Raw genomic sequence first — 14934 nt, 5'->3', positions numbered from 1 at the left:
AGGGGAACCCCGGATCGAGCGGCAGTGAGGGGCAGGAGCAGGTGCGGAAGACCGTCTTTCTGGACTACACCCAGGACGAGCTGGACCATCTCTACGACCAGCGCGCCTGGGCGCCCAACGCCGGCGCCGTCCTGGCCGAGTGGCAGGATGCAGTGGCACCGGCCCGCGCCTGCGTCACAGGCTATGCCGAGCACGCCTATGGAGACGGGCCCGCCGAGGTCCTCGACCTCTACCCCGCCAACGCGACGCCCGCGCCGGTCCACATCCACATCCACGGCGGAGCGTGGCGCGCGCAATCAAAGGACGACGGTGCGATCCTCGCCCCCGCCATGACGGCGGCGGGCATGCACTTCATCGTCCCCGACTTCGACCTCCTGCCCGACGTGCGCCTCCCCGACATGGTGGAGCAGCTCGCCCGGATGGTCGGGTGGGTGCACGCGCACGCCGCCCGGTTCGGCGGGGATTCGGAGCGGATCTTCCTCTCCGGCCACTCCTCCGGCGCGCACCTGGCGGCGGTGCTCGCGACCCTCGACTGGGCGGAGCGCGGGCTGCCGGCGGACGTGGTCAAGGCGCTCGTCTGCGTCAGCGGGGGATACGATCTGGAAGCCGTGCTCCTGTCGGCGCGGCGGGACTACATTCACCTCTCGCCGGAGGAGGCCGAACGGCTGAGCCCGCCCCGTCAGGCGGACCGTATCGGCTGCCCCGTCTGGGTGCTGTGGGGCGAGAAGGAAACGCCGGAGTTCATCCGCCAGGCCAACGACTTTGCCGCGGCACTGGCCAAGGCCGGGCGACTGGCCGGCGGCGGCCTGGTCCCCGGGCTCAATCATTTCGAGATCTGCGGCGCCATGGCCGCGCCATCCAACCCGGTTCATCAGGCCGTGATGGACGCGCTCGCCGGCCTCGGCCCCGACGCGACGTCGCTTCCCACCCAACCCGATGTCCGATGGAGTGCCGCGCAATGACGGTCGGCACCCATGGAACCGACGCCTTCCTGAGCGCCGTGCGCAGCGCCCTCGGCGAGGCAGCCCTCCACGTCGATGCGGACACGCTCGCGCGCTATGGGACCAGCCGCCTTCCCGGTGGACCCCGCGCCCCGCTCGCCGTCGTCTGCCCGGCCTCGACCGACGACGTGGTCGTTCTCGTGGGCCTCGCGCGTGCCCACCGGATCGCGCTGTGGCCGGTCAGCGCCGGCGAGAACATCGCGCTCGGCGAACGCGCGCCGATCCATGCCGGCCAGGTGGTCGTCGACATGGGGCGACGCATGGACCGGGTCCTGGAGATCGACGAGACCCTGGGCTTCGTCGAGATCGAGCCCGGCGTGACCTTCCAGGCGCTCTATGACGAGCTCCAGCGCCGCGGCTCGGAGCTGATGATCTCCACCACGTCCGGTCCGCCGACCGGCAGCCTCCTCGGCAACGCCCTCGACAAGGGCGCCGGCCACACGCCTTCCTTCGACCAGTTCGGCTCGCTGTGCGGGATGGAGATCGTGCTCGGCACCGGAGAGGTGATCCGCACCGGCGACGGCTCCTATCCCAATGCGGCCACCTGGCACCTGTCGCGCTACGGCTACGGCCCGGTGATCGACGGCCTGTTCGCCCAGTCGAACCTCGGCATCGTCACCCGCGCCGGTCTCTGGCTGCAGAAGCGCCCGCCGGTCATCCGATCCTTCTTCTTTGCCTTCCCCGACGACGAGGACCTCGGCGAGATCTTCGAGCGCGTGCGGCCGCTGCGCCAGAGCGGCCAGATCGCGATGCCGGTGAAGGTGACGTCCGACCTCTACGTGGCCGGGACGGAGGAGACCTACCCCTTCGACGCCATGGGCGGCCACACGCCGCTCTCCGACACGGCCCGCCGGTCGCTCCAGCAGAAGCACGGGATCGGCGCATGGATGGTCGGCGCGGCGCTCTACGGCGCCAGCGAGGCCGACGTCAATGCCCGCATCGACCGGATCCGCGCCCACATGGAAGCGGGAGGCAAAGCCCGCTACATCCCGCACGAGGAAGCGATCGAGCGGCCGATGCTGAAGGCCCAGGTCGATTTCTTCTCCGGCGTGCCGACCCGTCACGAGCTCGGGCTGCTCAAGTGGCGTGACCGGGCCGGCGGAAAGGGCGGCGGCGCCACCTGGTACCTGACCACCTGCCCCATGCGCGGGGCGGACGCCCTGGCGATGCAGGCGCGCTCACGCGCGATCCTGGCGGACCACGGGCTCGACTATCTGGCCGCCTTCGGCTGCGGACCGCGCGGCGCCCGGGCCCTGCACCTGATCATCTTCGACCGGAGCGATCCGGAGGAGTGCGCGCGCGTCGCCGCCTGCTACCGGGCGCTGTCTGAGGCGCACGGCGCCGTCGGGCTGCCGGTGTCGCGCACCGCCCTCGACTTCCAGCAGGAAGAAATGGACCGGCGGGAAGTCGTGCCGTCGGTCCTGCGCCGCCTGAAGGTCGTCCTCGATCCCGAGGGGGTCATCGCACCCGGCCGATACGGCGTCTGACACCAATAACCACGACGAGCCAGACCAGAGGACCAGGAGCAGACGGATGACCAGGAAGTTACTCACCGGACTCTCGGCGGCGGCACTGTCGCTGGCCATGGGCGTCTCCGCCCAGGCCCAGCAGGCCGCCATCGGCACGCTTCCCCAGGGAGCGCTCGGCTACGCCATCGCAGCGGCGGTCGCCAACGTCGTGACCCAGAACTCGTCGGTCGCCGCGACGGCGGTGCCGACCGGCGGCTCGAACGTGGTGCTGCCGCAGGTGAACAACGGCGAGATGGAGTTCGGAACGTCGAACACCGTCGAGACCGTCTACGCGGTGACGGGCACCGGCAACTTCGAGGGCCGGCCACTGGAGAATCTGCGCGTCGCAGCCGTGCTGGTGCCCTTCACCGTGGGTCTCGTGGTGCGCGAGGACTCCGACTACAAGACCGCCGCCGACCTGAAGGGGAAGCCGTTTCCCACCGACTACAGCGCCCAGAAATTCGTCGAGATGTGCCTGAAGGCGACGCTTGCCGCGGAAGGCATGAGCGTTGCGGACTTCGAGCCGGTCTCGGTGCCGAACTTCGCCAAGGCCGTCGACCTTCTGACCGCCGACCGCGTGGCCGGTGCCTACACCGCTCCCGGCTCCGGCGTCATCCGCCAGGCGGACGCGGACGTGGGCGTGCGCTTCATCGGCATCAAGGCGGCGCCGGACGGCGAAAAGGCCATGCAGAAGATCGCACCGGGCTCCTATTTCACCGAAGTAAAGCCGTCTCCGGCCAATGCCGGCGTGAAGGAGCCGGTGACGCTGCTCGGCTACGAGTACACGCTGCTGGTCGGCAAGGACGTGCCGGACGAGACGGTCTACCAGGCCGTCAAGGCGCTCTACCAGCACCCGGACGCGCTCTCCGAGGCGCACGGCATCTTCAAGAGCTGGGATCCGAAGCGGATCTACGTGCCGCTCGACGCGCCGTACCACCCGGGCGCGGAGAAATTCTACAAGGAAGCCGGCCTCATGAAATAGGCCCCAACGGCCGGACATGACGCAGGGGAAGGCGGCCGGGAAGTGCCGCCTTCCCGCTTCGCCTTCGGGCGCACGCCCCCGTCCCACCAGCCCAACCAGCCCCCGGCGAGCGCGACACGACCATGGCCAGCCCCCTCTACGCACGCTCGATCACGGGCCTCCGAACGGCCCTCTCGCTGGCGCTCCCGGCGCTGTCGTTCGCCTTTATTCTGGGTCTGCAGCGCGAACTCGGCCTGTCGCTCTATGACGAACAGTTCCTGGCCGCGATCCTGGCGATCGCGCTGGCGCTGGCCTTCGTCACCCATCCGCTGAAGGCGGCGCCGATGGACGAGGGAGCGTCCGGCCCCCTGCCCCGCTGGTACGACCTCGTGCTCGCCGCGCTGGGGTTCGCCGTACCCCTCTATATCGCCGTCCGCTACGCCTGGCTGGTCGACGAGGCCGCCTACGACCCGAGCGTCGCCCTCGTTCCCGGCGCGCTGTTCGTCATCCTGCTGCTGGAAGGGCTGCGGCGCACCGCCGGCGGCGTGCTGACCGGCATCACCGTCGTCTTCGTCGCCTACGGGCTGTGGGGCAACTTCGTGCCGGCGCCGCTGCAGGGCCGCGCCATCTCGCCCGAACGGCTGGTCTCGCAAGTCTCCCTCGACCCGAACGGCATCCTCGGCACGCCGCTGATGATCGCGGCCACCGTCGTGGTCGCCTTCGTCTTCTTCGGCATGATGCTGACGCACGCCGGCGGCTCGACCTATTTCACCAACCTCTCGATGGCGCTGATGGGCCGCTTCCGGGGCGGATCGTCGAAGATCGCCATCGTCGCCTCGGGGCTGATGGGCTCGATCTCGGGGAGCGCGGTGTCGAACGTCGTCTCGACCGGCGTGGTCACCATCCCGCTGATGCGGCGCGGCGGATACTCTTCCCAGACGGCCGGCGCGGTCGAAGCGGTCGCCTCCACCGGCGGCCAGCTGATGCCGCCGATCATGGGCGCCGCCGCCTTCCTGATGGCCGAGTTCCTGCAGGTGCCCTATGGCGACGTCGCGCTGGCCGCACTGCTGCCGGCGGTCCTCTATTACGCGGCGCTGTTCATCCAGGCCGACCTGTTCGCCGCCCGTCTCGGCATCACCGCCCTGCCGGCGTCGGAAATCCCGGCAGCCGGTCCGGCGTTCCGGTCGGGGTGGTTCTTCCCGATCCCGTTCGCGGTGCTGCTGGGCGGGCTGTTCTGGCTGCACGTGCGGGTCGAGGAGGCCGCCCTGTGGTCGACCGCCGTGCTGATCCTGCTGGCCTTCACGATCGGCTATGCCGGCGCGCGCATGCACCCCCGCGCCATCCTGAAGGGCCTGACGGAAACCGGCGTCGTTTCGCTCGGCGTGGTGCTGATCTCGGCCGCCGCCGGCATCATCATCGGCGTCCTCAACCAGTCGGGGCTCTCCTTCAACCTGACGCTTCTTCTGACTCAGGTGGGCCAGAACAGCATCGTCCTGCTGCTGCTGATCGCCGCCGTGGTCTCCATCGTGCTGGGGATGGGGATGCCCACCGTCGGCGTCTACGTGCTGCTCGCCACGCTGGTCGCGCCGTCGCTGGTCAAGCTCGGCATCGAGCCGCTCGCGGCGCACCTGTTCGTGCTCTATTTCGGCATGATGTCGATGGTCACCCCGCCGGTCGCGATCGCCGCCTTCGCCGCGGCCGGCCTCGCCGGCTCGAACCCGATGCGCACCGCCCTGGAGGCGACCAAGCTCGCCTGGCCGGCGTTCCTGGTGCCGTTCCTGTTCGTTGCCGCCCCCAGCCTGCTGCTGATCGGCTCGCCGCTGCAGGTGGCGCTGGCCGCCACGACGGCGCTGGCCGGCGTCTGGCTGGTGTCGGCCGGCGTCATCGGCCATTTCGCCGGGCCGCTTCCGGCGCCGGTGCGGCTCGCTTTCGTCGTTGCCGGCATCTGCCTGCTGATCCCGGCCGGCGCCTTCGAGGGAGCCGCCCTGGTCGATGTCTTCGGCGCCGTGCTCGGGGGGATCCTGGTCGGCTGGCGACACCTTCAGGCGAGGGCGGCGATCGCCGGATAGAGCGCCCGGTAGCGGGCGTAGGCTTCGTCGTAGCCGGCGGCCAGCGGCAGGCGCGGTTCGGCCGTGTGGGCGATCCGGGGCGGCGTGCAGACGGACGCCGGATCGGCGCCGGTCGCGGCGATCAGCCCGAGCCGTGCCGCGCCGAAGGCCGCGCCGAAGTCGCCCTCGGCGGGAATGTCGACCGGAATGCCGAGCACGGTCGCGATCAGGTTCGTCCAGGCGGGCGCACGGGTGCCGCCACCCACCGCCGTCACCCGTTCGGGCCGGGCCCCCGCCGCCCGCATCGCCTCCAGGCAGTCGCGAAGCGCGAACACCACGCCCTCCAGCACCGCGCGCGTCATTGCGGGCCGGTCGTGTTCGTTGGCAAGCCCCACGAACGCCCCGCGAATGGCGGCGTCGTTGTGGGGCGTGCGCTCGCCCGACAGATACGGCAGGAAGGTGAGGCTGCCCGGCCCGGCGGGCTTGTCGTCGATCTCGCCGAGCAGCATCGCCGACGTGGTGCCGGAGATGCCGGCGAACCAGTCGAGCGAGGCGGTCGCCGACAGGATCACGCCCATCTGGTGCCATTTGCCGGGAAGCGCGTGGCAGAAGCTGTGCACGGCCGTTTCCGGGCTCGGCAGGTAGGATTCGGTGGCGGCGAACAGCACGCCGGACGTCCCCAGCGACACGAACGCCGATCCGGCCGCCACCGTGCCCACGCCCACGGCGGAGGCGGCGTTGTCGCCGGCGCCGCCGGCCACGGCCACCTCGCGCGCCATCCCCCAGCGGGCCGCCAGCTCGGAGCGCAGCACGCCCGACGGCTCGGTGCCCTCCACCAGCCGCGGCATCTGCTCGGCGCGCATGCCGCTCGCCGCGAGCAGCTCGGGCGACCAGGCCCGCGCCCCGGTGTCGAGCCAGCTGGTGCCCGCCGCGTCCGACATCTCGGAGACGTACTCGCCGGTGAGCCAGAGCCGCAGGAAGTCCTTGGGCAACAGCACCTTCGCCGTTGCCGCGAAGACCTCCGGCTCGTGGGCGCGCACCCAGACGAGCTTCGGCGCGGTGAAGCCCGGAAAGACGATGTTGCCGGAGAGGGCGCGAAAGCGCGGATCGGCATCGAGGCGCGCCGCCTCGGCATGGCTGCGGGTATCGTTCCACAGGATGCAGGGACGCAGCGGGCGGCCGGAGGCGTCGATCAGCGTGGCCCCGTGCATCTGGCCGGACAGGCCGATGCCGCGCACCGCCGCCAGCCGCTCGCCGTGGGAGGCCAGCAGCGCCTCGATGGCGGTTTCCGTGGCGGCGATCCAGTCGGCCGGATCCTGCTCGCTCCAGCCCGGATGCGGCCGCGACACGGCGAGCGGCGCCTGCGCCGAAGCCACCACGGCCTGGCGGTCGTCGATCAGGAGAGCCTTCACCCCAGACGTGCCGAGATCGATCCCGAGAAACATGATTGACCCTGAGATCTAGAGGCGTCCGTCGAGATAGCGGGCGAGCACCGCTTCCGTGCCGTCGGCCCAGAGCGCACCGAGGGCGTGGGCGAAGGCCTTGCGGAACGGCGCCGCCCGGCCGACCTCGCCGTAGACGTCCTCCATGGCGAGCCACGCGTCGGGATCGGTCTTCGCCAGCCGGGCGAGCGCCACCAGCCGGTCCCAGCTCGGGTCGTTCGGCTCGATGACCGCGCCGCTTTCCGTTTCGCCGTAGCAGTAGCGGCACCACAGCGCCGACTCCAGCGCCAGCCCCGTGACATCGCCGCCCGCCTTGAGGCGATCGGCGACGGTGGGGACGATGAACTTCGGTTGCCGGTTGGAGCCGTCGAGGCACAGGCGGCGCACGGTGTCGCCGATCTTCGGGTTGGCGAAGCGGCGCTTGATCTCGCCGAAGTACCAGTCGAGATCGGTGTCCGGCACCGGCGGCACCACCGGCATGATCTCCTCGCGCTCGACCTTCTCCAGGAAGGCCGCAACCAGCGGATGCTCCATCGCCTCGTGCACGAAATGGATGTCCAGGAGACCCGCCGGGTAGGCGATCACCGCGTGGCCGCCGTTGAGGATGCGGATCTTCATGATCTCGAAGGGCGTCACGTCCGGGACGAACTGGACGCCGACCTCTTCCAGCGCGGGCCGTCCTGCCGGAAACCTGTCCTCCAGGACCCACTGGGAGAAGTCCTCGCAGAACACCGGCCAGGCGTCGTCGATGCCGAACTCGCGCGCCAGCATCTGGCGTTCGCGCTCGCCCGTCGCCGGCGTGATCCGATCGACCATGCCGTTCGGGAAGGCCACCGTCGCCGCGATCCAGTCGGCGAAGGCGGGGTCGGAGAGCCGCGCCACGCCGGCCACCGCGTTGCGGGCCACCGCGCCGTTGTGGGGGATGTTGTCGCAGGACATGACGGTGAACGGGGCGATCCCCGCCGCGCGCCGGCGCTTCAGGCCGGCGGCGATCAGCCCGAACACCGTCTTCGGCGCGTCCGGCGCGGCGCCGTCGGCAACGATGGCCGGGTGGGTCGGGTCGAAGGTGCCGGTCGCGTCGACGAAATAGCCCCCCTCGGTGACGGTCAGCGACACGATGCGGATGGCCGGATCGGCAAGCCGCTCGACGATCGCCGCAGCGTCGCCAACCGGCAGCATGTCGATCATCGCCCCGGTCACCCGGGCGCTGCTCGCCTCCGCCGACTGCTCAACCACTGTCGTCAGCCAGTCCTGGCCTTCGAGCGCGGCGCGCATCGCCGCGTCGCCCGGCATGACGCCGGCGCCGACGAGCGCCCAGTCATGATCGCGGCCGGTGGCAAACAGCGCGTCGAGATAGACGGCCTGATGCGCCCGGTGGAAGTTGCCGACCCCGAAATGCAGGATGCCGGCGGAGAGCGCCGCCCGGTCGTAGACCGGAACGGCGGCCGAACCGGCAAGGGTGGGAAGTGCTGCGGCGGAAAGCCGTGTGGTCATATCCGGTCCTTGTGGTCGCTGGGCGGGTGGAGCGCCTCAGCTCATCCAGTTGCCGCCGTCGACGTTGTAGGTCTGGGCGACGATATAGTCCGCCTCGGAGGAGGCGAGGAAGACCGCCATGCCGGTCAGGTCGTCGGCACGGCCCATGCGCCCGTAGGGCACCGCCTCGCCGACGAGCCGCTTCTTCTCGCCGAGGGGCCGGTTCTCGTATTTGGCGAAGTGCGCATCGACGCCGTCCCAGTGCTCGCCGTCGACGACGCCCGGGGCGATTGCGTTGACGTTGATGCCGTGCCGGATGAGGTCGAGCCCGGCCGACTGGGTCAGGCTGATCACCGCCGCCTTGGTCGCGCAATAGACGCCGACGAGGGCCTCGCCGCGCCGGCCAGCCTGGCTCGCCATGTTGATGATCCGTCCGCCGTCTCCCTGCTTGATCATCTGTTTCGCAACGGCCTGCAGCACGAACAGCGTCCCGGCAACGTTGATGGAAAACAGGCGGTCGAAGCTCTCCCGGGTGATCTCGACGATCGGCGCCAGATCGAACAGGGCCGCGTTGTTGATCAGGATGTCGATGCGTCCGGCCCGCGCCACCACCGTCTCGACGGCCGCGTCGATGGACGCCTGGTCGGTGACGTCGAGGCGAACGGCATAGGCCGCCTCGCCGATCTCGCGGGCAGTCGCCGTCGCCCTCTCAAGATCGATGTCGGCGATCGCGACCGTCGCGCCCTCCCGCACATAGGCTTCGGCGAAGGCCCGCCCGATGCCGCGCGCCGCGCCGGTGACGATCGCGGACCTGCCATCCAGCCGTTTCATCCGAGCGCCAGCCCCTCGCGATCGAACCGGTGCAGCTTGTCGGCCTGCGGGGTCAGCCAGACGGTGTCGCCGTGGCGGACCGCGAACTCGCCGTCCGCCCGGGCGGTGAGCGTGCCGAGGTGCTCGGTCTGGACGTGGAGGAAGGTGTCGGAGCCAAGGTGCTCGGAGATGCTCACCCGGCCCTTCCACGCGCCCTCGCTGGTGGACACCGCCATGTGTTCGGGACGGATGCCGACGGTGTGGGCGTCGTGCTTTGCGGCCTCCGCACCGTCGATGAAGTTCATCTTCGGCGAGCCGATGAAGCCCGCGACGAAGACGTTGCGCGGCGCGGAGTAGAGCTCCAGCGGCGTCCCCACCTGCTCGATCCGGCCGGCATGCAGGACGACGATGCGGTCGGCCATCGTCATCGCCTCGATCTGGTCGTGGGTGACGTAGATCATCGTCGTCTCCAGGCTGTTGTGCAGCTCGGAGATTTCCAGGCGCATGTTGACGCGCAGCGCCGCGTCGAGGTTCGACAGCGGCTCGTCGAACAGGAAGGCAGCCGGCTCGCGGACGATGGCACGGCCGATGGCGACGCGCTGGCGCTGGCCGCCCGACAGCTGACCCGGCCGCCGGTGCAGATAGTCGGTGAGGTTGAGGATCCGCGCGGCCGAGTCCACCTTGCGGTCGATCTCCGCCTTGTCGACGCCCGCCATCTTCAATGGGAAAGCGATGTTCTTGCGCACGCTCATGTGCGGATAGAGCGCGTAGGATTGGAACACCATCGCCAGGCCCCGCTTGGCGGGCGGCACCTCGGTGGCGTTGCGGCCGTCGATCTCGATGGTGCCGGAGGTGACGTCCTCCAGCCCGGCGATCAGCCGCAGCAGGGTGGACTTGCCGCAGCCTGACGGCCCGACGAAGACGATGAATTCGCCGTCCTGGATCTCCAGATCGAGCGGCCGGATGACCTCCGTCTCGCCGAAGCTCTTGGTGATCTGCCTGAGCGAGATGTGCCCCATTGTTCGAGGTCCCTTATTTGACCGCGCCGAAGGTCAGGCCGCGCACGAGCTGCTTCTGGCTGAACCAGCCCAGGATCAGGATCGGCGCGATGGCCATGGTCGAGGCGGCGGAGAGCTTGGCGTAGAACAGCCCTTCGGGGCTGGAATAGCCGGCGATGAAGGCGGTCAGCGGCGCGGCTTTCGCCGCCGTCAGGTTGAGGGTCCAGAACGCCTCGTTCCAGGCCAGGATGATGTTGAGCAGCAGGGTCGAGGCGATGCCGGGCACCGCCATCGGCGTCAGCACGTAGATGATCTCGGCGCGCAGGCCGGCCCCGTCCATGCGAGCCGCCTCCAGGATCTCGCCGGGGATCTCGCGGAAATAGGTGAACAGCATCCAGATGATGATCGGCAGGTTGATCAGCATGAGGACGATCACCAGGCCCGGCACGGTGTCGAGAAGGCCAAGATCGCGGAAGATCAGGTAGATCGGGATGAGGACGCCCACCGGCGGCAGCATCTTGGTGGACAGCATCCACATCAGGACGTCCTTGGTCCGCCGGCCGGGAACGAACGCCATCGACCAGGCGGCGGGAATCGCGATGATCAGGCCGAGCACCGTGGAGCCGAGCGAAATCACCACGGAATTCCAGAAGTGGCGGAAATAGTCCGACCGCTCCTGCACCTCGGCATAGTTGGCCAGCGTCCAGTCGAAGAACAGGAACGACGGCGGCGAGGCGATGGCCTCGGCCTCGGTCTTGAAGCTGGTCAGCACCGTCCACAGGACCGGGAAGAAGATCAGCAGCCCGATCGCCCAGGCGAGGAGGGTCATTCCCAGTTTCCGGCGTGAAGACGCTGCCCTGGCCATGATCAGATATCCAGGTTCTTGCCGATCATCCGCATCAGGAAGATGGCGACGATGTTGGCGAGGATGATGGCGACGACACCGCCGGCCGACCCGCCGCCCACATCGAACTGCAGCAGCGACTGGGCGTAGACGAGATAGGTGATGTTGGTGGTGGCGTAGCCCGGTCCGCCGTTGGTGGTGACGAGGATCTCGGCGAAGATCGACAGCAGGAAGATGGTCTGGATCAGCACCACCACGGTGATGGCGCGGGCCAGATGCGGCAGCATGATGTGGAAGAAGCGGCCGATCGGGCTGGCCCCGTCCATCTCGGCCGCCTCGAGCTGCTCGCTGTCGAGCGACTGCAGCGCCGTCAGCAGAATCAGCGTCGCGAACGGCAGCCACTGCCACGCCACGATCAGGATGATCGAGGCGAGCGGCGCCTCGGCGAGGAAATCGAAGGGCTGCAGGCCCAGCCCCTTGGCGATGTTCGCGAACAGCCCGTTGACGGGGTTCATGAACATGTTCTTCCACACCAGCGCCGAAACGGTCGGCATGACGAAGAACGGCGCGATCACCAGGATGCGGACGATCCCCTGCCCCCACATCGGCTGGTCGAGCAGGATCGCCAGCAGGATGCCGCCGACGATGGTGATGACCAGGACCCCGCCGACCAGCAGGAGGGTGTTGGTGAGAGCGGCGAAGAAGGCCGGATCGGTGAGGAAGTAGCGGTAGTTCAGGAACCCGATCCAGGCGTTGCTGCCCGGCATCAGCAGGTTGTAGCGCTGGAACGAGAAGTAGATCGTCATGGACAGCGGGATCGCCATCCAGCCGAGAAGCAGCAGCACGGCCGGCGAGATCATCAACCGCGCGGCGGAACGCGAATGAGCCGTTGCCATGGCTGACACTCCAGCGCGGGCAGGCCCCAAGCCTGCGGGCGGAATGGACGGAAGGGGTCCGGGCGCCCCCGCGGAGAGCGCGCCCGGTGGGAGGAAGACCTACTTGGGGTAGCCGGCCTTCGTCATCTCACGCGCGGTGAGGTTCTGGGCGTTCTGGAGCGCCTGATCGGCGTTCATCTGGCCCGCAAGGGCGGCCGAGAACATCTGCCCCACGGCCGTGCCGATGCCCTGGAACTCGGGGATCGCGACGAACTGCGCGCCGGTATAGGGGATTTCCTGCACCGACGGCTTGCTCGTATCCACGGCGTTGATGGAGTTGAGCGTCATCTCGGCGAACGGCGCCGCCTTCTGGTAGTCCGGGTTCTCGTAGAGCGACGTCCGGGTCCCGGGAGGGGCCGCGGCCCAGCCTTCCGTCTCGGCGACCAGGTCGGTGTAGTGCTTCGACGTGGCCCAGGCCACGAACTCCTTCGCCGCCTCGGGTGCATCGCTCGAATTGGGGATGGCGAGGTTCCAGGACCACAGCCAGTTGCCGTGGTTGTCGACGCCTTCCTTGTTCGGGAACTGCGCGAAGCCGACGCTGTCGGCGACCGACGATTCGTCCTTGTCGGTGACGAAGGAGGCGGCGACGGTGGCATCGATCCACATGCCGCACTTGCCGGTCTGGAACAGCGCGAGGTTCTCGTTGAAGCCGTTGGAGGAGGCGCCCGGAGGGCCGTAGTTGTTCATCATGTCGAGATAGTCGGTGAGCGTCGCCTTCCACTCGGGGCTGTCGAACTGCGGCTTCCAGTCCATGTCGAACCAGCGGGCGCCATAGGAATTCGACATGGCGGTGATGAAGGCCATGTTCTCGCCCCAGCCCGCCTTGCCGCGCAGGCAGATGCCGTAGATCTCGTTGTCCTTGTCCGTCATCGCCTTGGCGGCCGCCTTGATGTCGGTCCACGTCGGCTGATCGGGGATGGTGATGCCGGCCTTCTCCGCCAGATCGGTGCGGTACATCAGCATCGCGGACTCGCCGTAGAACGGCGCCGCATAGAGGGTGCCGTCGACCGAGAGGCCGCCCGCGATCGCCGGCAGGATGTCCGCCGCGTCATAGCCCTCGGGCATGCCGTCGAGGGGCAGCAGCCAGTTCTGCTTGGCCCACAGCGGCACCTCGTAGTTGCCGATGGTCAACACGTCGTACTGCCCGCCGTTGGTGGCGATGTCGGTCGTCACGCGCTGGCGCAGCACGTTTTCCTCGAGCGTCACCCACTCGAGATCGATGTCGGGATGATCCTTGGTGAAGTCGTCGGTCAGCTTCTGCATCCGGATCATGTCGCCGTTGTTCACGGTGGCGATCGTGATCGTCTCGGCATTCGCTGCCGCGGTCAGGGCCAACACGGATGCGGCGCCGACCAGCCATGCTGGATAGCTCATGCTTTCCTCCCAATGCCGCGCGGCTGTCATGGGCGCCACGCTGTTGTTCTCGGCCGGACAACCCAAGGATGCCGGTGCTTCGTCCTGAGCGCAACACGGCCACGCCAGCGCGGGCGGCCGTTCAACTCCGGTTCGAAACCGATGCGTCCGAAAACTACATCATCCGCCCCGAGGGCTGTCAATAATTAAATCACTTTGATTTTTCAATTAGGCGCAGCTCTCCCCTCTCCGCCGACCGACGCGCCGCCGAACGGGAACAACGTTGCCGCCTTGTCACCGCCGCGCGACCCGGGGGCCCTTGCCTTTGTTCCCGGCTCCGCACCGCGGGAGGCCGCAGCCTGGAGCGATCCCCGGCCGGCGCGAGGCCTCAGTTGACGACGCCGAGGGGGCGGAGCTCGGACCGGCGCGGCAGGTCGGCGCCGCGGCGGCCGCAGGTAATCGCCGCCGCGTCCGAGGCGAAGCCCAGGAGCGCGCGGACCTCGTCGGCACCAAGGGCGGCGAGGGCCGCCCGCGAGCGGGTGCCGGTCTCGGCGAGGCGGGCGATCGCGGCGGCCATGAAGCTGTCGCCGGCGCCGACGGTATCGGCCACGGCGACGGGGCGGCCGGGCTCTGAGACGCGGCCGAAGGGGGCGTAGGCGTCGGCGCCCTCGCGGCCGCGGGTGACGATGACGAGGGCGGCGCCCGCCGCCCGCCAGTCGCCGGCGACCGCCTCGGCGGCGCGGCTGGGATAGAGGAGATCGAGGTCCTCCTGACTGACCTTGACGAGGTCGGCGAGGCGGACGAAGGCGGCGATCCGCTCCCGCCACAGGTCGAGATCCGGCTCCGCGGTCAGGCGGACGTTGGGGTCGAGCGTGACCAGGCGCCGGCCCGCCGCGCGCCCCAGAAGCTCAAGAAAGCTTGAGCCGACGGGCTCGGCCACCAGCGAGAAGGAGCCGACGTGCAGGCCCCAGACGTCGTCGCCGAGGACGGGAAGATCGGCCGGGGCGATGGTCCTGTCGGCGGCGTGATCGCCGTAGAAGGCATAGGCCGGCGACCCGTCCGGGCCGAGGTCGACCAGGCTGAGCGTGGTCGGCCGCGCCACCCGCACCAGGAAGGAGGTGTCGACGCCCTCGGCCTCGAGCGCCTGGAACAGCCGCTGGCCGAGCCGGTCGGTGGAGAGGCCCGTCAGCAGCGCGGCGGGCTGGTCGAGCCGGGCCAGGCCGACGGCCACGTTGAAGGGCGAGCCGCCGACCCGCGCGTCGAAGGCGAGGCTGGCCCCGCCCTCCCGCGCGAACAGATCCCACAGCGCCTCGCCGCAGACGACGAACATTCCTCCCACGTGCACTCTCTCTTCTTATGTCGTTGGCGCGCGTCTGGTGCGCGCGTTCGGTGTCGTTCCTGCGTGCGCTTTTGCGCGTTTTTCGCTGCGCGATCCTGCGCGATTTTGCGCGAATCCGCACGCGACGCGCATCGCGAATGGCGCGCCAAGCGGTGCGCACGGCCTGCGCGATCCGTGCGCGGCAAGCTGCCGCCTGCGCGCACGAGCGCGAAGCCAGCCACA

General features: G+C 69.3%; 12 protein-coding genes. 4 read left to right on the top strand and 8 right to left on the bottom strand.

Going from position 1 to position 14934, the window contains the following annotated elements; translation table 11 throughout:
• The first annotated feature begins 41 nt into the window (after positions 1–41).
• The 4 genes from ACSSVZ_RS07820 to ACSSVZ_RS07805 all read left to right on the top strand — a co-directional run bounded on the left by ACSSVZ_RS07820 (position 42) and on the right by ACSSVZ_RS07805 (position 5539).
• Positions 42–962, top strand: coding sequence for an alpha/beta hydrolase (locus ACSSVZ_RS07820; protein ID WP_453969234.1), 921 nt, complete (start codon positions 42–44; stop codon positions 960–962).
• A complete protein-coding gene (locus ACSSVZ_RS07815) occupies positions 959–2488 on the top strand; it encodes an FAD-binding oxidoreductase (protein ID WP_453969233.1) in 1530 nt (509 codons plus the stop codon). The genes ACSSVZ_RS07820 and ACSSVZ_RS07815 overlap by 4 nt, the downstream gene beginning before the upstream one ends.
• 46 nt (positions 2489–2534) lie before the next feature.
• A complete protein-coding gene (locus ACSSVZ_RS07810; RefSeq protein ID WP_453969232.1) occupies positions 2535–3491 on the top strand; it encodes a TAXI family TRAP transporter solute-binding subunit in 957 nt (318 codons plus the stop codon).
• 122 nt (positions 3492–3613) lie between these two features.
• Positions 3614–5539: a TRAP transporter permease gene (locus ACSSVZ_RS07805; RefSeq protein ID WP_453969231.1), complete on the top strand. Its 1926-nt coding sequence runs from the start codon at positions 3614–3616 to the stop codon at positions 5537–5539.
• Here ACSSVZ_RS07805 and xylB read toward each other — a convergent pair.
• The 8 genes from xylB to ACSSVZ_RS07765 form a co-directional block, all read right to left on the bottom strand.
• Complete coding sequence (xylB, locus tag ACSSVZ_RS07800; RefSeq protein ID WP_453969230.1) at positions 5512–6963, bottom strand: xylulokinase; 1452 nt, start codon at positions 6961–6963, stop codon at positions 5512–5514. The two genes, ACSSVZ_RS07805 and xylB, sit on opposite strands and share 28 nt — an antisense overlap.
• A gap of 15 nt (positions 6964–6978) precedes the next feature.
• The gene (locus ACSSVZ_RS07795) at positions 6979–8454 is read right to left on the bottom strand and encodes a mannitol dehydrogenase family protein (protein WP_453969229.1); all 1476 of its coding nucleotides are present in this window, start codon (positions 8452–8454) and stop codon (positions 6979–6981) included.
• A gap of 36 nt (positions 8455–8490) precedes the next feature.
• On the bottom strand, positions 8491–9264 hold the full coding sequence (locus tag ACSSVZ_RS07790; RefSeq protein WP_453969228.1) for an L-iditol 2-dehydrogenase: 774 nt from the start codon (positions 9262–9264) through the stop codon (positions 8491–8493).
• A complete protein-coding gene (locus ACSSVZ_RS07785; protein ID WP_453969227.1) occupies positions 9261–10262 on the bottom strand; it encodes an ABC transporter ATP-binding protein in 1002 nt (333 codons plus the stop codon). Before ACSSVZ_RS07785 ends, ACSSVZ_RS07790 begins: the two co-directional genes overlap by 4 nt.
• Positions 10263–10275: 13 nt before the next feature.
• Entirely contained in the window at positions 10276–11106 is an 831-nt protein-coding gene (locus ACSSVZ_RS07780) for a carbohydrate ABC transporter permease (RefSeq protein WP_453969226.1), read from the bottom strand.
• Positions 11107–11108: 2 nt separating this feature from the next.
• A complete protein-coding gene (locus ACSSVZ_RS07775; RefSeq protein WP_453969225.1) occupies positions 11109–11981 on the bottom strand; it encodes a carbohydrate ABC transporter permease in 873 nt (290 codons plus the stop codon).
• 99 nt (positions 11982–12080) lie between these two features.
• Positions 12081–13394, bottom strand: a complete 1314-nt coding sequence (locus tag ACSSVZ_RS07770; RefSeq protein ID WP_453969224.1) for an ABC transporter substrate-binding protein — start codon at positions 13392–13394, stop codon at positions 12081–12083.
• 367 nt (positions 13395–13761) lie between these two features.
• On the bottom strand, positions 13762–14718 hold the full coding sequence (locus ACSSVZ_RS07765) for a carbohydrate kinase family protein (protein ID WP_453969223.1): 957 nt from the start codon (positions 14716–14718) through the stop codon (positions 13762–13764).
• Between the last annotated feature and the right edge of the window lie 216 nt (positions 14719–14934).

The sequence above is a fragment of the Amorphus sp. MBR-141 genome (genome assembly GCF_053628695.1).
Note: the sequence above shows the minus strand (reverse complement) of the source record. Positions and strands in the feature narration are given on the sequence as shown.